Origin of the sequence: Agrobacterium sp. CNPSo 2736 (assembly GCF_004005385.1) — a bacterium.
In the GTDB taxonomy this organism is placed as follows: Bacteria; Pseudomonadota; Alphaproteobacteria; order Rhizobiales; family Rhizobiaceae; genus Agrobacterium; species Agrobacterium leguminum.
On sequence record NZ_RZTX01000013.1, the window covers coordinates 64,854 to 87,507 of the forward strand.

The window sequence follows — 22,654 nt, forward strand, 5'->3', positions numbered from 1 at the left end:
GTCCTGCGCCGGGATTGCAGGAAAATAAGCAACAAGCCGGGGTGAGGAGAATTTCCGGCTAATCTGGAGGAGAACTGACATGACGCATTCATTGCTCAACCCCACGCGTCGCGCCTTTCTGGCAGGCACGGCCGCGATTGGCGGCAGCGCGATGCTCGGCATTCGCCCGGCATCGGCGGCGGTGAACTGGAAAAAACACGCCGGCACCACGCTTGAGGTCAATCTCGTCAAAAGCCCGCGCAGCGAAACGCTGATCAAATATCTCGGCGAATTCGAAGAACTGACCGGCATCAAGGTCAATGCCGAGGCAACGCCTGAACAGCAGCAGCGCCAGAAGGTCGTCATCGAGCTTTCCTCCGGCAAGCCGAGCTTCGACGTCGTGCATCTGAGCTATCACGTCCAGAAGCGCCAGTTCGAAAAGGGCAAGTGGCTGGCCGATATCAGCGGCTTCCTCAAGGATCCGTCGCTCACCGATCCGTCGCTCGTCGAAAAGGATTTCGCTGAAGCCGGCATGTTGTTTGCCAAGGATAGCGATGGCGTGCTGCGCTCGCTGCCCTTCTCGGTGGATTACTGGATCGTTTACTGGAACAAGGAACTCTTCGAGGCCAAGGGCCTGAAATACCCTGAAACCTTCGAGGAGCTGGTAACGGCGGCGGAGAAGATCACCGATCCCGCAACCAACACCTATGGTTTCGTCGCCCGCGGCCTGAAGAACGCCAATACCCCGGTCTGGACCTCGCTGATGCTGGGTTATGGCGCAAAGCCCATCGGTGCGGATGGAAAGATCGACACCGAATCCAAGGAAGCGGTGGAAGCGGCAGCGCTTTACCAACGCCTGATGACCAAGGCAGCACCTCCCGGCGTCTCCGGCTTCAACTGGGCGGAAGCGCAATCGGCCTTCCTGCAGGGCAAGATCGGCATGTGGTTCGATGGCGTCGGTTTTGCGCCGCCGATCGAGAACCCGGAAAAATCCCGTGTCGTCGGCAAGGTCGGTTACGGCGTCATGCCGAAAGGCCCGGCAGTTCAGGCCGCCGGCACGTTTGGCGACGGTCTCGGCGTCGTCGAAGCCAGCAGCAAGAAGGAAGCCGCTTATCTCTTCTGCCAATGGGCGATCTCGCATGAAATGGGCGCGCGCCTGTTGCAGGCCGGTGCCGGCGTTCCATTCCGCCAATCCATCCTCGAAGACCAGAAGGTCCGCGAAGGCGTGAAGATGCCGGCCGCCTGGCTGGATGCCGTTGTCGGTTCGGGCAAGGTCTCGCAGCTTGCGCTTCCCGTCATCATTCCGGTGACGGAGTTCCGCGACATCTACGGCGTCGGCCTCACCAACATGATCGGCGGCGCGGACCCGGCGGCTGAACTGAAAAAGGCGACGGAACAGTTCGCACCCGTTCTGGCACGTAGCGAGGGATAATGGCCTCCGTGAGCATCGAAAACACCAAGACAGGCGTCAGTCGTAGACAAGGGAGCAGGCCGGCAAGGCTTGCTCCCAACTACTGGCCCTTCGTCATACCGGCACTTATCGTCATTTCGGCGGTTATCGTTTTTCCATGGGTCTTTACCCTGTGGATGAGCGCGCATCGCTGGACGCTCGGACAGGAGCAGAGCTTTATCGGTTTCGAGAACTACATCCGGCTCGCCGGCGATATCAGGTTCTGGGAATCGCTCTGGCACACGCTGATCTATACCGTGCTGTCGGTCGTCGCCCCACTGTTCCTCGGAACATTGGCGGCGCTGGTTTTCGATGCGCAATTTCCGCTGCGCGGTTTTCTGCGTGGCGTCTTCGTCATGCCGATGATGGCGACCCCGGTCGCCATCGCGCTCGTCTGGACCATGATGTTCCACCCCCAGCTCGGCGTTCTGAACTATCTCCTGTCGCTCATCGGCATCGGACCGCTGGAATGGATATACAACCAGTCGACCGTCATTCCCTCGCTGGTGCTGGTGGAAACCTGGCAGTGGACGCCGCTCGTCATGCTGATCGTGCTCGGCGGGCTGGCCGCAGTGCCGCGCGAACCCTATGAGAGCGCTGAAATCGACGGCGCCAACGCCTGGCAGAAATTCCGTTACCTGACCATGCCGATGATTGCGCCGTTTCTGATGATCGCCGTCATCATCCGCTCCATCGATGCCGTCAAAAGCTTCGACATCATCTATGCGATGACTCAAGGCGGGCCCGGCACGGCGTCTGAAACCATCAACATCTATCTCTATAATACGGCGTTTTCCTATTACGACATCGGTTACGGCTCGGCCATGGCCGTCGTCTTTTTCATCATCATCGTGGCGCTGTCCTTCGTGCTTTTGATGGTGCGCCAGCGCTCGCAGTGGAACGAGATGGAGGATCGCTGATGTCTGGAAAAATCCTGAAACGCAAAAATCTCGACCGCATCGGCCTTTTCTTCGTGGCACTGGTGATGATCTCGCCGGTCATCCTGTTCTTCATCTGGATGATCTCACTCTCGCTGAAATATGAGATCGACAACGGCGCCTATCCGCCGATCCTCATTCCCGAACGTTTCGCCTGGTCGAACTATGTGAAGGTGTTCGAGGAGAATAATTTCTTCCTCTATTTCTGGAACTCGGTGCTCGTCACCGGTGCGGCAACCATTCTGGCGCTCGTCATCGGCGTACCCGCCGGTTACGGCATCGCCCGGCTGAAGGCGGAAAAATCCGCCGTCGTCATCATGATCGCCCGCATGACGCCGGGCCTCTCATTCCTCATTCCGCTGTTCCTGCTGTTCCAATGGCTGAACCTGTTGGGCACACTCTGGCCGCAGATCATCATCCATCTTGTCGTGACGGTGCCGATCGTCGTCTGGATCATGATCGGTTATTTCGAAACCACACCGAAGGAACTGGAAGAGGCGGCAAGCATCGATGGCGCATCCTCCTGGCAGGTGTTCCGGCTGGTGGCGCTGCCGATTGCCAAGCCCGGCATCGTCGTCTCCTTCATCCTCGCGGTCATCTTCTCGTGGAACAACTTCGTCTTCGGCATCGTGCTGGCCAGCCGTGAAACGCGCACCCTGCCGGTCGCGGTCTACAATATGCTGTCCTTCGAACAGGTCAGCTGGGGGCCGCTGGCCGCAGCCGCGCTCATCGTCACGCTGCCGGTGCTGCTGCTCACCATGTTCGCACAGAAACAGATCGTGGCGGGTCTCACCGCCGGCGCCGTCAAGGGCGGCTGAATTCAAATTATAACGGGAACCAAAAACATGGCACCGGTCAATATTCAAAACGTCCAGAAGCGCTTCGGCTCGGTCAACGTCATCCACGGTATCGATATCGACATCAAGGACGGAGAATTCGTCGTCCTCGTCGGCCCTTCCGGCTGCGGTAAGTCCACCCTGCTACGCATGATCGCCGGGCTGGAGGAACTGAGCGACGGCGAAATCCACATCGGCGCGCGCGAGGTGAGCCACCTGCCCGCCCGTGACCGCGATATCGCCATGGTCTTCCAGAACTACGCGCTTTATCCGCATATGACGGTCAAGGACAATATGGGCTTCGCGCTGAAGCTGAAGAAGGTCAGCGCCGACGAAACCAGGGCCAAGGTCGACAGGGCCGCCGCCATTCTGGGACTGGAAAAGCTTCTGGACCGTTATCCGCGCCAGCTTTCCGGCGGCCAGCGCCAGCGTGTCGCCATGGGCCGCGCGCTGGTGCGCGATCCGCAGGTTTTCCTGTTTGACGAGCCGCTTTCCAACCTCGATGCCAAGCTGCGCGTGCAGATGCGCGGCGAGATCAAGGCCATGCACCAGCGCATCGGCACGACCACCATCTATGTCACCCACGACCAGGTGGAAGCCATGACCATGGCCGACAAGATCGTGGTGCTGCATGATGGCGTCATCGAGCAAATCGGCGCGCCGCTTGAGCTTTACGACAATCCCGCCAATCTCTTCGTTGCCGGTTTCATCGGTTCGCCGGCCATGAACTTCATTCGCGGCCGGGTGGAGGAAGGCGTCTTCCGCACCGCAAAGGGTCTCAGCCTGCCGCTGCCCGCCAATGCCGATATCGGCAAACTGGGCGGCCGCGACCTCGTCTACGGCGTGCGGCCGGAACACATCCGTGCCGCCGAGACCGGCATTGAAGGCCGGGTCGAACTGGTCGAAGGTACCGGCTCGGAAATCTACGCCAAGCTCAATTGCAAGGGCGACGAGATCGCCTGCCTGTTCCGCGAGCGCCTCAATGTCCGCTTCGGCGATACGATCCACATTGCCATCGATCCGGCAACCGTGCATCTGTTCGACAAGGACAGCGGCAAGCGCATCTGAACAGCGCAGGAGCGAAGAGAATGGTAAAGGAAGCGGGCGGCAAGCATGTGCTCTGCGTGGGTGCCGCCGTGCTGGACACCCTGTTCCGTGTGCATGACATGCCGAAGGGCGAAGGCAAGGTCCTGCCCTATGAGATGCTGCAGATCGCCGAAGGCATGGCCTCGAGCGCCGCCTATGCCGTGCATCGCATGGGCGGCCGCGCCAGCCTCTGGGGCGCGGTGGGCGATGACGAAACCGGCACCCGCATCCTGCGCGATCTCGCCGAAAGCGGCATCGATGTTGCGGGCATGACAATCGCCGCCGGCGCGCGCTCGGCCCTGTCGACGATCATCATCGATGACCGGGGAGAACGGCTGATCGTGCCTTTTTACGACCATCGCCTGCATGAGAAAAAACGCTCCTGTACGCCGGCAGATATTGCCCCGTTCGATGCCGTTCTGGTGGATGTGCGCTGGCCGGAACTGGCACTCGATGTGCTCACCGTGGCGCGCGCGCTTGGCAAACCCGCCATTCTGGATGGCGATGTGGCGCCGGTGGAAACGTTGGAGAAGCTTGCGCCCGCCGCAACCCATATCGTCTTTTCCGAACCCGCCGCCGCCCGGCTGACCGGACTTGAAACGGTGAAGGACATGCTGCCGGTACTGCATTCCCGCTACCCGCAGACCTTCATCGCCGTCACCGCCGGCCCGCAAGGTTGCTGGTGGACGGAGGCCGGTGATCCCACGGTGCATTTCCAATCAACGATGCGGGTTCAGGCAGTGGATACGCTGGCGGCGGGCGATATCTTCCACGGCACATTTGCACTGGCGATGGCTGAAGACATGCAAAGCCGCGCGGCCATCCGCCTCTCCTCCGTTGCCGCCGCGCTGAAATGCACCGTCTTCGGCGGCCGCATCGGCGCACCGACGCGCGAAGAGACGGAAGAGGCGATGCGGCAATGGCTGGAGCGTGAAGGCGCAGCCGCGCTGCGCGCCTCCTGAGCGCATCCATTGCCCGCATAAAACTATTCCATTTTTGCGATGCCGTTTCCCGGCGAAGTAGTCTAACGTCAAGTCAGAGCAAAGCTTTTCGCAAGCCGCGCCTGTTCCACCTTGAGCCCGTATTCCGCAAAAGTGATCGCCCGATGCATCAGACGACCCGCCCGAGACTGCGCGATATCGGTTTCCGGCCCGGCCATTTCGAGACCGGCCCGCTCAACGCCATCACCGATGTCGAAGGCGTGACCATCGGCCATTCGACCGTCATCGAAGGCGACACGATCCGCACCGGCGCAACCGCGATCCTTCCGCATGGCGGCAATCTGTTTCAGGACAAGGTGCCCGCCGCCTTCGCCGTCTATAACGGCTTCGGCAAATTTGCCGGCTCCACCCAGATCGAGGAACTCGGCGAACTCGAAACACCAATCATCCTCACCAACACGCTGGCAACCGGTCGAGCCATTGAGGCGATCAACCACCATACGCTGGCACAGCCGGGCAATGAGAAAGTCGTCTCGATCAACGCCGTCGTCGGCGAAACCAACGATTCCCGCCTGAACGACATTCGCGCCGGCCGCCCGACGGTCGAGGAAATCTCGGCCGCACTGCAAACCGCGGCCACAGGCCCCGTGGCCGAGGGCGGCGTGGGTGCCGGAACCGGTACGGTCGCTTTCGGCATGAAAGGCGGCATCGGCACCGCATCCCGCATCGTCAACATCGCCGGAACGACCTATACGCTCGGCATTCTCGTGCAGTCCAATTACGGCGGCCATCTGCTGGTCTGCGGCAAGCCCTATGTCAGCCCTGCCCATAAGGATAAGGACGGCTCGATCGTCATCATTGTCGCCACCGACGCGCCGCTCTCCTCCCGCAACCTGAAGCGTCTGGCGGCCAGAAGCTTCGGCGGGCTGGCGCGCACGGGTGCAGCGCTCAGCAATGGCTCCGGTGACTATGCGCTGGCCTTTTCCACCGATGAGCGGCTGCGCCGCACGCCCGCGCGCCGCAAGGCCGTCGCAGACTATCCGGAACTTTCCAACGATGCGATTTCGCCGCTCTTCGAAGCCGCGATTGAGGCGACGGAGGAAGCGATCCTCAATTCGCTCTGTGCGGCAACAACGACGACGGGCTTCAATGCCGGCACCGGCATGGCCTCCACGGTCGAGGCCATTTCCATCGACGCCCTTAAAACCCTTCTTTCAGCCTGACTTTTCCAGACGGAGTTTTCATGACTAGCCCATCCGGTCGCATCGTTTACGTCAACGGCGAATTCCTGCCCGAAGCGGACGCCCGCCTCTCCATCTTCGACCGCGGTTTCCTGTTTGGCGACGGCATTTATGAAGTTACCTCCGTTCTGGAAGGCAAGCTGATCGACAGCGACCTGCACATGGCCCGGCTGGAGCGCAGCGCCCGCGAAATCGACGTGCCGCTGCCGGTCACCACGAAAGAGATCGTCGAGGCAGAACGCCGGCTGATTGCCGACAACAACCTCGTCGAAGGCATGATCTACCTGCAGCTGACGCGTGGTGCCGAAGACCGCAATTTCCTGTTCTCCGCCGATCTGAAGCCGACGCTGGTCATGTTCACCCAGGCCAAGAAGCTGATCGGCACCCCGGTCGAAGAAGCCGGCATCGCCGTCAAATCCGTTCCCGACCAGCGCTGGGAGCGCCGCGATATCAAGACCGTCTGCCTTTTGCCGCAGGTCATGGCCAAACGCATCGCCAAGGCCGAAGGCTGCGACGAGGCGTGGATGATCGAGGATGGTTTCGTCACCGAAGGCGCGTCCTCGACTGCCTATATCGTCACCGCCGACAAGAAGATCATCACCCGCGGCAACAGCAACAAGACCCTGCCCGGCTGCACCCGTCTTGCCGCCCTGCAGCTGGCCAAGGAAGCCGGCTTTACACTGGAAGAACGCCCCTTCACGCTGGAAGAGGCGCTGAATGCCGACGAGGCCTGCCTGACCAGCGCCTCTAACTTCGTGGTTTCGGTCACGAAGATCGACGGCAAGCCGGTCGGTAACGGCAAGCCCGGCCCGATGGTGAGCCGCCTGCGCGCGCTCTACCTCGAAAACGCCCGCCGCACGGCCATCTGATCGAAAGCGTTTTGTTTGTCGCATTTCCGGATGGAAAACTGGGGGCCACCTTTCCCGGAAATGCTCTAACCTTCGAGAACCGCCCAGATGCGCTCAACCACGGGCCGGCGGTTCTCCTTGGAACGATAAAGCCTGATATCGACGGCAATATCGAAACTTGAATCAGCGGCGCGCACCAGAGCGCCGCTATCCAGCTCGTGCCGCATCAGGCTTTCCGGCACCCAGGCGACACCCCAGCCGGCCATCGCCATGGCTTTCAGCCCGACCGACATGCTGCCTTCATGCACCCGCTCGAATTGCGGCAACCGCGCGCTCAGGAGATCGCGCAGCAACGGACCGAAGAACGAGGCCTTTTCATAATCCAGATAGGCAAAGGGTTTTCGCGCATTTTCCACCAGCGCATGCAGCGGTGAACCATCTTTCGCCGGCGCGGAAACCGGAATGATGTTTTCCGCACCAAGCACACGGAATTCGAAGGTCTGCGCATCGAGCAGCATCGGCACTTCGGGATGGGCATAGGTCAGCAGAAAATCGCTCTGCCCGTCCACCAGCGAATTGAGGTTTTCCTCCATGCTGCCGGAATCCGGTCGCAGAACCGAAAACAGCGGCCCGGCCTTCTCGTTCACCCGTTTCAGCCAGTCGGGAAAGAAGGTGAAGGACAGGGTATGCAGCGCCGTCAACCGAACGGTTCTTGCATCGGCTCCCTCTTCCTGCAGCAGGGTGCGCCGTGCATGATAGAGCTGTTTCAGCGTCTCCTGCGCCACCGGCACGAATTTCACCCCGGCCTCGGTGAGCCGCGACGGATAGGAAGCGCGGTCGACCAGCGTCGCCCCCACCCAGGCTTCCAGCTGCTTGATACGTCGGCTGAAGGCGGATTGCGTCACATGCCGCTCATCCGCCGCCTTCGAGAAATTGAGCGTTCCGGCCAGCGCCAGGAAATCCTCAAGCCATTTGACTTCCAAGGGCCTGTTCTCCCACAAAGATGTTGTCCCGGCCTGCCGGGAACACGGGTCTTTATTAGGAGCATTCAGGCGTCTTTGAAATCCCCTTTACCGCGCGCGGGAATATTCGATCATCCGCGCCCGGCTGGACACCAGCTCGATCCGGTCGTCACCCAGCCGGTTGAGGCAGACGCGCTTCGTCCAAGGCCCATCGATGAGCGTGAAAAGGAAACGGCCATTGCCGAGCGCCTTCAAGGGCATGCTGCGGCGTGTAGGGCCGATGCCCATCGTGAGTGAGGAACCGCTGATGATAAATTCCGCACCCTCATCCGAGCGCCACAAGCCCGAAAGATCGTCCGGCACGACATGCTGGCCGACTGGCAGGAAGCGGCGGGCGGCGCGGCCGGCCTCACCGACAATGGCGGCACCGTCCAGCCTGAGACGCATCGGAGAGGATGCGGAACGGGAGGAGACCCAGCCATCGACATCTTCATAAAGCGTGTCGTCACCATCGATAAAGGTGGATGTGCTGCCCTTGATCTCCAGCCACCACGGCCCACTTTCGGTGACATAGAGGCCTTCCGGCAGGCTGGCGGCGGGTTTGGGCAAAGGCAGGCCGGTCAAGGCCGCCATGCATTCCAGCGCGATCTTGAAACCATTGGTATCCTCGCGGTTCGACACCACAACGAAGCCAGTGCCGTTTTCCGGATCAAGCAGAAAGTACGTCTTGTAGCCGGGATGCGAACCGCCGTGACCGACAAAACGCCTGTCACCGAGATGCGACCAGCGCAGGCCGAGACCATATTCGCTCATCCGTCCATCGGCGAGCGGCCGCTCAGCCGAAAGCGCGTCGAGAACACCCGAGAAGCTTCCCTCGCCGCGCATCAGACCCTGCAACCAGCGGGTAAGTGCTTCGGCACTGCCGGCAAGACTGCCGGAAGCGGAGATATGCAGGCCGGCAGCCGAAAGCTGCCAGTTGTCTTCGGCCTTCCAGTAACCCGGCACCAGCCCGTCGACTGGATCGTTCCAGACATCCGGCGCCTTCAGAAACACGCCAAAGGGATCGGCAATCTGTGTCTGCACAAAATCATCGAAACGGAAACCGCGACGCTCCAGCGCCGCCTCCACCAGCCGGTAACCGGTATTGGAATAGGACACCTCGCTGCCGGCCGGGAAATTCAGCCGGTTGAGCCGCGACAGATAGTCGAGAAGCGGTCCGGCCTTCGTTTCGGTATAGACCGAAAGGCCAAGCAGCGAGAGGCATTCACGCGTATCCGGCAGGCCACCGCTCATATCCAGCGCCTGCCCCACCGTGACGTCGCGGAGCGGCGGCTGCAACTCCGGCAGATGTTTACCGAGTGGATCGTCAAGGCCGATCAGATCGGAATGCGCGAGCACCATGGCACAGAAGGCATGTTTGGTGACCGAGGCGTACCGGACCACGCTCTGCGGCGTGAAGGGTGCAAAGGTCGAGAGGCTCTCGACACCGCCGGCATGGGCGAAACGGATGCCATCGAGATCAAAACCGATGACCGCCCCGCCCGGCTCATTGTCCGCCCATTGTGAGACGAAGCTTTGCGAAAGGGTTGAAGCGGCGTTCCAGTCGAATTCTTTTGGCATGGCTCGGTCTCGTGTCTTGTCGTCTCGTCTCTACAGAAAGCCTCGGCATCGCCGCTTGTTTCTTCTCCCCGAGGGGGAGAAGGTGGCCCGAAGGGTCGGATGAGGGGGCAACGGTAGAGATTTACGGGAAGCCTGCCCCCTCATCCCGCTGCCGCGGACTTCTCCCCCTCGGGGAGAAGAAACTCGTGGCACCCGCTCGATTTATTGGCAACGTAGACTCAGGCCGGTTCTTCCAGCCGGATACTCAGGCTACGCAACTCTTCCGTATGCGGATGTTTGGTCCGGCCCTCGCGCAGATCGCCGGCACTCAGCTGCTCCACCATGTCGCCATTCAGCATCACGCCAACCTGCGGGCACAGATGCGCAATGACCGCAAGATTGTGGCTGACGAGAATATAGGTGAGGTTGCGCGCCGCGCGCAGGTCCTGCAACAGGTTCAGAATTTCCGCCTGCACCGACACATCGAGCGCCGAAGTCGGCTCATCGAGCAGCAGCACCTGCGGATCGGCGATCAGCGCACGGGCAATCGCCACGCGCTGGCGCTGGCCGCCGGAGAGCTGGTGCGGAAAACGGAAACGCACCGCCTGCGGCAGCGCCACGTCGGACAAGGCCTGCTGGATGCGTTTTTCGATGTTGTCCATGCCGTGCACCAGCGGCAATTCGCTGAGAATACGGTCGATGGTCTGGCGCGGATGCAGCGAGCCATAGGGGTCCTGAAACACCATCTGCACCTGCCGGAAGAATTCCGGCGTGCGCTTCAGCGGTGCGTCCTTGCCGGCAAAGGCGATGCGCCCTTCCCAGCTTTCATTAAGGCCGGCCATGGCGCGCAGGATGGTGGACTTGCCCGAGCCGCTTTCACCGACGATGCCAAAGCTGCCACCCTTTTCCACCGAAAAGGACACGCCCTTCACCACTTCGCGGTCACCGAACTTGATACGGAGATTATCGACGTCGATCATTGGCTGGACCACGCTGCATCACGGTTGAGAACGGGAAGACGCTCGCGCGGATGCGTCAGCGAGGGAATGCAGTTCAAAAGTCCCTTTGTATAGGGATGTTCGGCTTTCAGGAGTTCGGACGCCTTCAGCTCCTCCATCACCCGGCCGGAATACATGACGGCGACGCGGTCGCAGAAATGCGAAACGAGCGGCAGATCGTGGCTGATGAGGATGAGGCCCATGCCGCGTTCCGACACCAGCTCCTCGATAAGCCGCAGGATTTCCGCCTGCACCGTGGCGTCGAGCGCGCTGGTCGGTTCGTCGGCGATCAGGAGTTCCGGATCGGGCGCCAGCATCATGGCGATCATGACGCGCTGGCCCATGCCACCGGAAACCTCATGCGCATAGGACGAGGCGACCTGACGCGGATTGCGGATCTTCACCTGATCAAGCAGGCCGATGGCCGCTTCCATGGCGGCCCGCTTGCTGCCGCCCTTATGGGCACGCCAGGCTTCGGCGATCTGCGCACCCATGGTCTTCACCGGGTTCAGCGAATATTTCGGATCCTGCAGAATGAAACCCGCCCGCTTGCCACGGATCTGGCGCATCTGCCTTTCGCTGGCGGACAGCACGTCGATGCCGTCGAAGGCAAGCTTGTCGGCGCGGATATCCGCATTGGAGGGCAGAAGCTTCATCAGCGCCCGCGCCGTCAGGCTCTTGCCCGAACCGGATTCGCCGACAATGCCGAGCTTTTCAGTGCCGAGCTTCATGGAGACACCGCGCACCGCCTCGAAACGGCTGGTGCGGGTCTGGAAAGCGATCTTCAGATTTTCGATTTCGACCAGCATGACTCAATGTCCCTTCGGGTCGAGAACGTCGCGCAAGCCATCGCCAAGGAAGTTGAAGGCGAGCGAAACAAGGAAGATGGCGATGCCGGGAATGGTGGCGACCCACCATTGTTCGAAGATGAAGCGCTTGGCCGTCGCAATCATCGCGCCCCATTCCGGCGAAGGCGGCTGTGCGCCCATGCCGAGGAAGCCGAGGCTGGCGGCGGTGATGATGATCGAGCTCATGTCGAGCGTGATGCGCACGATAAGGCTTGGCACGCAGAGCGGCGCGATGTGACGCGCAATGATGCGCCAGGCAGAAGCGCCGGTCAGCCTATAAGCCGCGACGAAGTCGCTGCCGCGCACCGTCATGGTCTCGGCGCGGGCAAGGCGCGCATAGGGCGGCCATGCGGTGAGCGCGATGGCGAGAATGGCACTTTCAACGCCGGGCTTCAGTGCCGCGACAAAGGCGAGCGCGAGGATGAGGCGCGGAAAGGCCAGGAACACATCCGTCACCCGCATCAGCACCGTATCGACAATGCCGCCGAAATAACCGGCGATGCAGCCGATGGCGAGGCCGATGGGTGCCACGAGAACGACGACGGCAATGACCATGCCGAGCGTGACGCGGCCGCCGTAAAGAATACGCGAGAGAATGTCACGGCCCAGCTCATCCGTGCCGAACCAGTGTTCGGCGCTGGGGAATGCCAGGCGGTTGCCGAGATTCTGCGTTGCCGGATCATAGGGCGCGAGCAGCGGCGCCAGAAGCGACAGGGCGATGAACAGGACGATGATGGTCAGACCGATCACCGCCAGCGGATTGGACTTGAGGTTGAGCCAGATGCGATACCGGTTTCCCCAGGCAGCCTGTGTGCGGGAATGCGGCGTCTCATCCAGAGCCCAGTTTCTGAAATTAGCTAACATCATCGAACGCGAGGATCCATAACTCTGTAAAGCACGTCTGCAAGCAGGTTGAGGGCGACATAGATGAAGCCGATCAACAGGGTTGCTCCGACGACCGGGTTCATGTCCGCGTTCATGAGCGAGACGGTGAGGTATTGACCAAGGCCCGGCCAGCTGAAGACGGTTTCCGTCACCACGGCGCCTTCGAGAAGGCCGGCATAGGTGAGCGCCAGAACCGTGACGAGCTGCACGGCGACCGTCGGGAAGGCGTGGCCCCAGATCACGGTCATGGCCGAAAGCCCCTTGGCGCGGGCGGTGATGACATATTCACCCTTCAGCGCGTCGATCATGAAGGCGCGCGTCATGCGGGTGATATAGGCCATGCTGAAATAGGCGAGGATGCAGACGGGCTGCACCATATGGGCGATGGCGTCGTAAAAAGCGTCCCAGTCGCCGGCAAGCAGCGTGTCGACCGTCATCAGGCCAGTGACCTGCGTGATCATGCCGTCATAGATGATGTCCTGACGGCCCGGTCCCGGTGCGACGCCAAGCGTGGCGTAAAAGACGAGCAGCGAAATCAGCGCCAGCATGAAGACCGGCACGGAGTGACCGGCAAGGCAGACGACGCGGATCACCTGATCCGTCAGCTTGCCCTGCTTCACGGCGGCCCAGACGCCAAGCGGAATGCCGATCAGCGCAGCAAGGATGAGAGCTGCGGTGGCAAGTTCGAACGTGGCGGGGAAAACGCGCTTGATATCGATCCAGACCGGATTGCGGGTCAGGATCGAGTTGCCGAAATCGCCATGCAGGACTTGCGTGACATAGTGGAAGAACTGCACGACCAGCGGCTGGTCGAGGCCCATTTCGGCCCGCACCCGCACGATGACGTCTTCGGGCGCGTTGTCGCCGACCGCCGCGATGACGGGATCGACGGGCATGACGCGCCCGATCATGAAGGTGATGACCATCAAACCGAACAGCGTCAGGAGGACGCTGCTCAGCATCGACGATATGCTTTTAACGCGCTTGTTCAATGTCACGCTTTCTTCGCATCGTGGTAGGAATTGCCCTCGGAGAGAACGCCGAGTTCGAAGCCGGAAACGCCCTTGCGGAAGGCTGCCGTCTTCGTGGTCTGGAACATGAACACGAACGGGCTGTTTTCCATGTGCTCGCGCTGCAGGGCTTCATAAAGCTCCACGCGCTTGGCCGGGTCCTTCTCGTCACGGGCGGCTTCCGCCTTGGCGGCGAAGTCGTCGTTCCTGAAGCGCGAACGCCACAGGAAGGGCTTCGACTTGGCGTCGTCGCCATTGTCCTTGTTGATGTTGAAGACATCGGCGTTGGAATGCGGATCGAAATAATCCGTGCCCCATGCGGAAAGCGCCATCTGGTGTTCGCGGGCGCGCATCTTGGTCAGAACCTGACGGTTTTCAGCCGATTGCAGACGCACCTTGATGCCGATATCGGCAAGGTTGGCCTGAATGGCCTGCGCCAGATCCGGGTAAGGCTGGGCGGAATAGTGGTCCATGCTGATCTCGAAACCGTCGGCAAGGCCGGCTTCGGCCATCAAAGCCTTGGCCTTTTCGACATCGCGCTGGTAGGGCGTGTCGTTGACCGCACCCGGGAAACCTTCCGGCTCGAAGCTCTGGTGAACCTTGTGCGTCAGCGACACCAGGTTTTCCTGCATGCCCTTATAGTCCAGCGCCCACTTGATCGCCTGCCAGACCTGCGGCTTGGCAAGGTTCTCATTGCCCTGGTTGAGAGAGATCAGCACCAGCGAGGCGATGGACTTGCGCTCCAGCTCGATATTGGCGTCGTCCTTGACGGTACGCAGCTGCTCCGAGGTCAGGTCGCGGGCGATGTCGATATCGCCCTTCTGCAGCATCAGCAGCTGGGAAGACGGATCGGTGACGTGGCGCAGCACGATACGCTTGATATTGCCCTTGTAAGGACCGTTCGGGTTGACGGTGAGTGCGACGCTTTCGCTCGGCTTCCAGGCCTGCAGCATGAAATCGCCGGAACCGGCGCTGTTCTTCTGCAGCCAGCCATTGCCGAGGTCTTCGCCCGACGTATTGGCAAGAACCGCCTTCTTTTCAACGATCGCGCCGATATTGGCGGAGAGGCAATAAAGCAGGAAGGAGATGGCGGTCGGCTTTGCCGTCGTCAGCTTCACCGTCTTGTCGTCGGCGGCAACGATGGTCGTCTCGGCATTCTCAGGCGTGAAGCCGAACTGACTGATGATGAAGGCCGGGCTCTTGTTCATCTTGATGGCGCGCTGCAGCGAGAAGGCGACGTCTTCCGCGGTCACTTTCTCACCGCTCGCGAAGGTCGCTTCGTCACCGATCACGAAGGTGAAGACCTTGCTGTCCGCATCGGCTTCCCAGGATTTCGCGATAACCGGATCAACCTTGGTGGAATCCTCGCGGTTGGCGCGCACCAGCTTCTGATACATGTTGGAGATGATTTCACCGCCGACGGCCTCGAAACCTTCATGCGGGTCAAGGCTCGTCATATTGTCCAGCTGCTGCGCGACGACAAGAATGTCCTTCGGTGTCGCGGCAAATGCCGGAATGCGCGCATAGGACAGGAACGGAACGGCAGCGCCGGCAATCAACAGGTTGCGTCTTGAAATCATCGAAAATCCCCTTTCGGACCTTATTTTTCGGAAAACGGTGGGTTTGCCCCAATCCAGTCATTTTTTTTATGTTTTCCCGCGATTAACACGAGCAAACGAGGCCCGACCAATTCCAAATTTGGCAGAGCCTATGCACGGATTGCATTTGCTCCCGCCTTGACCTTTCCTCTACCAATTCTCAAAAGTCTGAATAGGCGCGCATCCGCGCCCTCCCCCTATCCGAAGGTGAATGACCATGACCGATGAAAAAACCGTACCCGTCTTCGACGGCCACAACGACGTGCTTCTGCGGTTATGGCGGTCGGGCAATGCCTCTCCCGAGACCCTGCTCATCGAAGGTGACACGGTTGGCCACATCGACCTGCCACGCGCCAGGAAGGGTGGGCTGGCCGGCGGCCTCTGCGCCATCTACGTGCCGTCGCCAAGCATGGAGAAGGACGCCAACGGCGATTTTTCGACACCGGCAGAAGCCGACGCGCTGAAGGCGACGCTCTCCATGGCCGGCCTGCTGTTCCGCGCCGAGAAACAATCCGCCGGCGCACTGAAGGTTTGCCGCACCGCCGCCGATATCCGCAGCGCCATGGCAGAGGGCGCTTTTGCCTCGGTCTTCCATATCGAGGGCGCGGAAGCGATCGGCGCTGATCTGGATGCGCTGCACGTGCTCCACGAAGCGGGCCTTCGCACGCTCGGGCCGGTCTGGAGCCGCCCGAACATCTTCGCTTATGGCGTTCCCTTCCGTTTCCCCTCGGCGCCGGATATCGGCCCCGGCCTCACGGATGCCGGCAAGCGGCTGATAAAGACCTGCAACGAACTGAAGATCATGGTCGACCTGTCGCACATGAACGAGCAAGGTTTCTGGGACATTGCCGGGATTTCCGACGCGCCGCTGGTGGCTTCGCATTCCAACGCCTATGCGCTGTGCAATCACAGCCGCAACCTGACGGACCGGCAGCTTGACGCCATCCGCGACACGGGCGGCCTCGCAGGCATCAATTTCGGCGTTCTGTTCCTGCGTCAGGATGGCGTGAAGAACCCGGATACTGATCTGGGCGAACTCGTCCGCCACGTGGACTATATCGTCAACCGCATCGGCATCGATCACGTCGCACTCGGTTCGGATTTCGACGGCACCACCATTCCCGCCGCCATGAAGGACGCAGCCGATCTGCAATTGCTGGTCGAAGCCCTGCGCAAGGGTGGTTATGACGACGAGGCGCTTGCCAAAATCTGCCACGGCAACTGGATCCGTGTGCTGGAAAAAACCTGGGGCGCGTGAGGCATATTGCAATTTATCTCCGGCGCAAAGCGCCGGAGATGTGAGCGGCAGGCCCTTAAGCCTTTGCCGCTTTTTTCCTGCCGGTCGCCCGGAAAGCCAGAAGCCCGGCTACGACACCGATCATCGCCCATTTCATCGGCAGCACATCCGCCGTCTCGCTGCGGATCGGCAATACGGTCACGGTGCCCGGACGGGATTCATAACCCATCTGCCCTTTCGCCTTGGCCTCCGCGATCTGTTGCGGCGAAACGACCCATTCGGCGCCGCGCATCTTATCCACCGCCATGTATCCGCCGCCCGCCACGAGGGCGACGACGAGCGAAACGACTATTCTTGTGGGCGTGTTCATTGGCATCTCCTTCAATCGAAAGGAGCGTGTAATCGCATCAAACGACACCACCAAGCAACCACAACGGTCAATTTGGCGTCATTCGGAACAATCCCGTCAATCATGCATTCCATAGTTGCATTTTCGACCCAAAATCCGGTGAAATTCACGCATGATCGGACATAAACTTCACATCGACACTTCATGCTTTTCTGCTAATCACATTTCCTCAACCGAAACGAATTAGCGACACAATCCTGTGGTTGGCCAACAGGAACTGGCGCTGGGCAAAGTAAATGGCAGACAAGAGCGAAATTACACAAACCGATGTTACGGAATCTGCGGTTGAAAGCTTTTTTGCCAGAAACCGCCCCTACCTGACCGCGATCGCCATTACGCTGGTCTTCGTGATGATGACTTTCGCCATCTATCACCTGACCTCAGAAGTCCGCTATGACGACGTCATCGATGCGCTGACGCAGACCTCGGCCTCGGCGGTGCTGCTCGCCATCGTATTTACCGCGCTCAGCTTTCTGGCGCTGATATTCTACGACGCCAATGCCATCGAATATATCGGCCGCAAGCTGCCCTTTCCGCCCATGGCGGCAACTGCGTTTGCGGCCTATGCCATTGGCAATACTGCCGGTTTCGGCCCCTTGAGCGGTGGCGCCATCCGCTTTCGCGCCTATTCCCGGCTGGGTCTGTCACCCGGCGAAATCGCCCGCGTCATCGCCTTCGTCACGCTGTCCTTCGGGCTTGGGCTGCTTTCGGTCAGCGCCATCTCCACCTTCATCGTCGCACCGCGCATCGCCGCCATCATCGGCGTCGATGCCGCTATTCTCAGGGGTGCAGCGCTTGCCATAATCGCGGTTCTCGTGGTGGCGGCCTATGTCGGGCGCAACGGGCGCGCCATCCGGCTCGGCGCATGGCGTCTTCGTCTCCCGGACAGCCGGACATCGTCACGCCAGTTCCTCGTCTCCGCCTTCGATATCGCCGCCTCCGCTTCGGTGCTTTATGTCCTGCTGCCCGACACGCATCTCGGCTGGCCGACATTTTTCGCCATCTACGCCACCGCCGTCGGCCTCGGCGTCCTCAGCCATGTGCCCGCCGGTCTCGGCGTCTTCGAAACCGTCATGGTTGCGGGGCTTGGCAACGCCATCAGCGTCGACCAGCTTCTCGGAAGCCTCGTTCTCTACCGCGTGATCTATCACGTGCTGCCGCTGGTGGTGGCCATTCTGGTGATGCTCGTCTCGGAGATGAAGCAGTTCGCGGCAAAGCCTGTTGTTTCCGATATCAGCCAGCTTGCCGTGCGGCTCGCGCCGCCGCTGCTATCGACCTTCGCGATGATCCTTGGCACCATGCTGATCTTCTCGAGTGTGACACCGACACCGGACAGCAATCTGGATTTCCTCTCCAATTTCGTGCCGCTTCCCATAGTCGAGGCGGCGCATTTTCTGACGAGCATTCTCGGCCTCGTGCTTGTCGTCGCCTCGCGCGGCCTCGGGCAGCGGCTGGACGGCGCCTGGTGGATTGCGCTGGTCGCCGCCTCGCTGGCGCTGGTCCTCTCGCTCCTCAAGGCCATTGCCGTGTTCGAAGCCGCCATTCTCGGCGTCTTCATCGCGGCCCTTTCCGTCAATATGCGCAGCTTCAACCGCCATGCCTCGCTGGTGAAGCAGGCGCTGGGCCCAAGCTGGCTCGCCGCCATGGCCGTCATCATTGCGGGCGCGGCGACAATCCTGCTCTTCGTCTATCGCGATACGGATTACAGCCAGACATTATGGTGGCAGTTCGAATTCTCCGAGGAAGCGCCGCGCGGATTGCGCGCCCTTCTCGGCCTCGTGCTCGCCTCCTCCACCATCGCCATCTTCAGCCTGATGCGGCCGGTGGCCTTCAGGCCGGACGCCATCAAGGCCGACGACGTCACGAGTGCGACCGGCATCGTCATGACACAGGATGCGGCCGACGCCAATCTGGTGCGCATGGGCGACAAGCATGTGATGTTCTCCGAAAGCGGCAACGCCTTCATCATGTATGGGATTCAGGGCCGCTCATGGATCGCCTTCGCCGATCCGGTCGGCGATGAGGATGATTTTCCGGATCTCGTCTGGCAATTCGTGGAAGCCGCCCGCGCCGCCGGCGCGCGCGCCGCCTTTTATCAGATTTCGCCTTTCCTCCTCTCCCATTGCGCCGATGCCGGCCTGCGTGCCTTCAAGCTCGGCGAACTGGCATTGGTCGATCTCACCGCATTCGAACTGAAGGGCGGCAAGCTCGCCAATCTTCGCCAGTCGCTGAGCCGCGGCGCGCGCGACGGACTGACCTTCGAGGTGGTCGAGCAAGCGCAGGTGGCGGATATTCTGGATGAGCTGAAACAGGTCTCCGACGGCTGGCTCGCCCACCACAACACCCGGGAAAAGCGCTTCTCTCTTGGCGCTTTCGAGCCGGATTACATCCTGTCGCAACCCGTCGCCGTGCTGCGCAAGGATGGAAAGATCACCGCCTTCGCCAATCTGATGGTGACGGACACGAAAAAGGAAGCCACCGTCGACCTCATGCGGTTTTCGCCGGATGCCCCGCGCGGCTCGATGGATTTTCTCTTCGTCAGCATCATGCAATATCTGCGCGAGGCGGGCTATGAGAGCTTCAATCTCGGCATGGCCCCCATGTCCGGCATGTCGAAGCGCGACGCCGCCCCCGTCTGGGACCGCATCGGCAGCACGCTGTTCGAACACGGCGAACGGTTCTACAACTTCAAGGGACTTCGCGCCTTCAAGGCGAAGTTCCACCCGAAATGGGAACCGCGTTACCTTGCCGTGCAGAACGGCGCAGACGCCGCTCTGGCGCTGATGGATGCGACGGTTCTCATCAGCGGCGGCGTCAGAGGAGTGATCGGAAAATGAGAAAATCCAGCATGCTGAAAGCGGTTCTTGCCGCCTCCGCCCTGTTCGCCTCCCCCTTGTTTGTTTCTGGCGCCGTTTTTGCGCAGGACAAGCCCGCTTACGAGACCGGCATGATCCCCGCCGGACACATCATGGTGCCGGATGGCGATATCCTCGCCAGCGTCTTCCTGATTTCCGATGCGGACGGATGGACGGCCGCCGATGAAACCCGCGCCAGGGCGCTGGTGGAAAAGGGCGCAGCCGTGGTCGGCATCGACTTCAGGGAATATCTGAAGGCGCTCGAGGCCGATGACGACGAGTGCATCTATATGATCTCGGACATCGAGTCGCTCTCGCAGCAGATTCAGCGCACCGCCGGCACGAGCAGCTATCGTCAGCCCATCCTCACCGGCATCGGCAAGGGCGGAACGCTGGCGCTGGCGATGATTGCGCAGAGCCCCGTCTCCACCGTCCGGGAAGCCATCGCCGTCGACCCCAAGGCCGGCCTGCCGCTCGAGAAAATCCTCTGCACCCCCGCCACCAAGGACAAGGCGGATGGCGAAACGGTCTATGGCCTGACCGACGGCCCACTACCCGCCCCCGTCAGCGTGCTGTTCACGCCTGCCGCGGATCAGAAGGGCCGCGACCACGTCAATGCGCTCGTCAAGCTGCATCCCGATATCGACGTGACGGATGTGGATGACAAGGCGGACGAGGTTCTGACCCAGACCCTGTCCGACCAGATCGACGCCGCAGGCGACACGGACAGCCCGCTCGGCCTGCCGATCAAGGTTCTGGAAACCAGCCCGGTGATGGACACCATGGCGGTGATCTATTCCGGCGACGGCGGCTGGCGCGATCTCGACGAGGAAGTGGGCGGCGCCTTCCAGAAGGAAGGCATACCCGTCATCGGCGTCGATTCGCTCCGCTATTTCTGGAAGGAAAAGAAACCGCAGGAGGTCGCCACAGATCTCGGCCGCATCATCGACACCTATCGCAAGGAATGGAAAGTCCGCAATGTGGTGTTGATCGGCTATTCCTTCGGTGCCGATATTCTTCCCGCCACCTATAATCTGCTGCCGGACCGCGACAAGTCCCATGTCGTGCAACTGACCCTGATGGGACTTTCGACCGAGGTGGATTTCGAGATTTCCGTCGAAGGCTGGCTTGGCGTTGCCGGTGAAGGCAAGGGCGGCAAGACGGTGGATGACATCGCCAAGATCGATCCAAAGCTGGTGCAATGCATCTATGGCACGGAAGAAGAAGATGAAGACCCCTGCCCCGGCCTGAAAGCCAAGGGCGTGGAAGCGGTCGGCATCGAGGGCGGCCACCATTTTGATGAGGACTATGAGGGGCTGGCCAAGCGTATCGTGACCTCGCTGAAGACCCGGCTGCCGAAATAGCCTGCATCACCACAGGCCGATATTCCGCATCTCGGATAATCTTTGACGGCGAATGCATCGCCGATGCTTCTTCGCGTCGCGGCCGTGCTTGCGGAATCGCTTAAACTATTATTCAAAAGAAACCGGCCTGCAGTGGATGTTCATCACATTTCCGCAACCGTGCTGCTGTTGATCGCCAACCATGGATTTTATATTTCCGGACGGGTTCAGGGAGCCGCCGCATGCCCGCTTCAAAGCGAAAGACGAAAACACCAGTCCTCGTGGAACGCATCGATCATTTCGTCGGCCAGGTCAAAGAGGCGATGAAGAGCGATGACACGCTGCGCAACAGAAAAATCCGCGATCTGTGGGATGCCGAGGTCCGCTACCATTTCGACAATGGCCGCACCGAAAAGACGCTCGAACTCTACATCATGAAATATCGCAATGCGCTGAAGGACGAGTTCGGCGTCAAGAGCACGCCGCTTGCCATCTGCAACATGAAGAAGCTGCGCGAGCGGCTGAACACCTATATTGCGCGCGCCGACTATACGAAAACCGGCGTGGCGACATCCATCGTCGAAAAAATCGAGCGGGCGGAGTTCAATACCGCCGGTCGCAAGCCGACTGTTCTGCTGCGCATCGCGGATTTCATTTCGGCGATGAACGGCATGGGAACGAAAGAAGAGATGCAGACCCTGTGGAATGCTGAAATCAGCACCATGAAGGGCAGAGCCCAGACCACGATCATCTCCTACATCACCAAATATCGCAACGCCATCCGCGAGGCCTTCGGCGACGACCATCCGATGCTGAAGATCGCCACCGGCGATGCCGCGATGTATGACGATGCGCGCCGGGTGAAGATGGAGAAGATCGCCAGAAAGCACGGCGCGCTGATCACCTTCGAAAATTACCGGCAGGTTCTGAAGATTTGCGCGGACTGTCTTTTGTCCGCCGATCCCCTGATGATCGGCATCGGTCTGATCGGCATGACCGGGCGCCGTCCCTACGAGGTCTTCACCCAGGCGGAATTTTCACCTGCCCCCTATGGCAAGGGTGTTTCCAAATGGAGCCTCCTGTTCAACGGCCAGGCCAAGACGAAACAGGGCGAAGGAACGAAATTCGGGATTACCTATGAAATCCCGGTGCTTGCCCGCTCGGAAACCATTCTGGCCGCCTATAGGCGCCTGCGCGAAAGCGGACAGGGAAAATTGTGGCATGGCATGTCGATCGACGATTTTTCGTCGGAAACCCGCCTGCTGCTCCGGGACACGGTTTTTAACCTGTTCGAGGATCTCTGGCCGAAGGAAGAGCTTCCCAAGCCCTATGGCCTGCGGCACCTCTATGCCGAGGTGGCCTTTCACAATTTCGCGCCGCCGCATGTGACCAAGAACAGCTACTTCGCCGCCATTCTCGGACATAACAACAACGACCTCGAAACCTCGCTGTCCTATATGACCTATACGCTGCCGGAAGATCGCGACGATGCGCTGGCACGGGCCAAGCGCGTCAACGAACGGACGTTGCAGCAGATGGCGACAATCGCGCCGGTTTCCCGCAAGGCATGATGCGTTAAAGTCATTTTCCG

19 protein-coding genes are annotated in these 22,654 nt (G+C 60.6%); 11 read left to right on the top strand and 8 right to left on the bottom strand.

The genetic code is table 11. The features are described from left to right. The first annotated feature begins 79 nt into the window (after nt 1–79). The 7 genes from EM858_RS19570 to EM858_RS19600 all read left to right on the top strand — a co-directional run bounded on the left by EM858_RS19570 (nt 80) and on the right by EM858_RS19600 (nt 7,340). Entirely contained in the window at nt 80–1,411 is a 1,332-nt protein-coding gene (locus EM858_RS19570; RefSeq protein WP_065114123.1) for a sugar ABC transporter substrate-binding protein, read from the top strand. Continuing rightward, the gene (locus EM858_RS19575; protein ID WP_127757681.1) at nt 1,411–2,349 is read left to right on the top strand and encodes a sugar ABC transporter permease; all 939 of its coding nucleotides are present in this window, start codon (nt 1,411–1,413) and stop codon (nt 2,347–2,349) included. Before EM858_RS19570 ends, EM858_RS19575 begins: the two co-directional genes overlap by 1 nt. A gap of 14 nt (nt 2,350–2,363) precedes the next feature. Then, the gene (locus EM858_RS19580; RefSeq protein WP_170985890.1) at nt 2,364–3,185 is read left to right on the top strand and encodes a carbohydrate ABC transporter permease; all 822 of its coding nucleotides are present in this window, start codon (nt 2,364–2,366) and stop codon (nt 3,183–3,185) included. A 27-nt stretch (nt 3,186–3,212) separates the two neighbouring features. Beyond that, a complete protein-coding gene (gene ugpC / locus EM858_RS19585; protein WP_127757682.1) occupies nt 3,213–4,271 on the top strand; it encodes a sn-glycerol-3-phosphate ABC transporter ATP-binding protein UgpC in 1,059 nt (352 codons plus the stop codon). A gap of 20 nt (nt 4,272–4,291) precedes the next feature. Beyond that, nucleotides 4,292–5,251, top strand: coding sequence for a sugar kinase (locus EM858_RS19590; protein ID WP_127757683.1), 960 nt, complete (start codon nt 4,292–4,294; stop codon nt 5,249–5,251). A gap of 143 nt (nt 5,252–5,394) precedes the next feature. Next, nucleotides 5,395–6,453, top strand: a complete 1,059-nt coding sequence (locus tag EM858_RS19595) for a P1 family peptidase (RefSeq protein WP_127757684.1) — start codon at nt 5,395–5,397, stop codon at nt 6,451–6,453. A gap of 20 nt (nt 6,454–6,473) precedes the next feature. Then, nucleotides 6,474–7,340, top strand: coding sequence for a D-amino-acid transaminase (locus EM858_RS19600; protein WP_065114128.1), 867 nt, complete (start codon nt 6,474–6,476; stop codon nt 7,338–7,340). 65 nt (nt 7,341–7,405) lie between these two features. Here the strand turns inward: EM858_RS19600 and EM858_RS19605 are convergent, their stop codons facing one another. The 7 genes from EM858_RS19605 to EM858_RS19635 all read right to left on the bottom strand — a co-directional run bounded on the left by EM858_RS19605 (nt 7,406) and on the right by EM858_RS19635 (nt 15,201). Then, nucleotides 7,406–8,302, bottom strand: a complete 897-nt coding sequence (locus tag EM858_RS19605) for a LysR substrate-binding domain-containing protein (protein ID WP_127757685.1) — start codon at nt 8,300–8,302, stop codon at nt 7,406–7,408. A gap of 87 nt (nt 8,303–8,389) precedes the next feature. Further along, nucleotides 8,390–9,901 (bottom strand): serine hydrolase domain-containing protein, encoded by a 1,512-nt coding sequence (locus EM858_RS19610; protein WP_127757686.1) that lies wholly within the window; start codon nt 9,899–9,901, stop codon nt 8,390–8,392. Nucleotides 9,902–10,119: 218 nt separating this feature from the next. Further along, nucleotides 10,120–10,860, bottom strand: a complete 741-nt coding sequence (locus tag EM858_RS19615; protein WP_127757687.1) for an ABC transporter ATP-binding protein — start codon at nt 10,858–10,860, stop codon at nt 10,120–10,122. After that, nucleotides 10,857–11,687, bottom strand: a complete 831-nt coding sequence (locus tag EM858_RS19620; protein ID WP_004433197.1) for an ABC transporter ATP-binding protein — start codon at nt 11,685–11,687, stop codon at nt 10,857–10,859. Before EM858_RS19620 ends, EM858_RS19615 begins: the two co-directional genes overlap by 4 nt. Before the next feature lie 3 nt (nt 11,688–11,690). Continuing rightward, nucleotides 11,691–12,593, bottom strand: a complete 903-nt coding sequence (gene nikC / locus EM858_RS19625; protein WP_004433196.1) for a nickel transporter permease — start codon at nt 12,591–12,593, stop codon at nt 11,691–11,693. Further along, entirely contained in the window at nt 12,590–13,603 is a 1,014-nt protein-coding gene (locus EM858_RS19630; protein WP_164865497.1) for an ABC transporter permease, read from the bottom strand. The genes nikC and EM858_RS19630 overlap by 4 nt, the downstream gene beginning before the upstream one ends. Nucleotides 13,604–13,605: 2 nt before the next feature. Continuing rightward, nucleotides 13,606–15,201: an ABC transporter substrate-binding protein gene (locus EM858_RS19635; protein ID WP_127757689.1), complete on the bottom strand. Its 1,596-nt coding sequence runs from the start codon at nt 15,199–15,201 to the stop codon at nt 13,606–13,608. A 235-nt stretch (nt 15,202–15,436) separates the two neighbouring features. Here EM858_RS19635 and EM858_RS19640 point away from each other — a divergent pair, with 235 nt between their 5' ends. Beyond that, complete coding sequence (locus EM858_RS19640) at nt 15,437–16,477, top strand: dipeptidase (RefSeq protein WP_127757690.1); 1,041 nt, start codon at nt 15,437–15,439, stop codon at nt 16,475–16,477. Between the two features lie 55 nt (nt 16,478–16,532). Here the strand turns inward: EM858_RS19640 and EM858_RS19645 are convergent, their stop codons facing one another. Beyond that, nucleotides 16,533–16,826 carry a hypothetical protein gene (locus tag EM858_RS19645; protein WP_127757691.1) on the bottom strand — a complete coding sequence of 98 codons (294 nt, stop codon included), beginning with the start codon at nt 16,824–16,826 and terminating at the stop codon, nt 16,533–16,535. Between the two features lie 275 nt (nt 16,827–17,101). Here EM858_RS19645 and mprF point away from each other — a divergent pair, with 275 nt between their 5' ends. From mprF to EM858_RS19660, 3 genes are all read left to right on the top strand, one after another. After that, nucleotides 17,102–19,702, top strand: a complete 2,601-nt coding sequence (mprF, locus tag EM858_RS19650) for a bifunctional lysylphosphatidylglycerol flippase/synthetase MprF (protein WP_059755123.1) — start codon at nt 17,102–17,104, stop codon at nt 19,700–19,702. 11 nt (nt 19,703–19,713) lie between these two features. After that, a complete protein-coding gene (locus EM858_RS19655; protein WP_127757750.1) occupies nt 19,714–21,084 on the top strand; it encodes a virulence factor family protein in 1,371 nt (456 codons plus the stop codon). A 221-nt stretch (nt 21,085–21,305) separates the two neighbouring features. Continuing rightward, a complete protein-coding gene (locus EM858_RS19660) occupies nt 21,306–22,634 on the top strand; it encodes a telomere resolvase (protein ID WP_127757692.1) in 1,329 nt (442 codons plus the stop codon). Nucleotides 22,635–22,654: the final 20 nt, after the last annotated feature.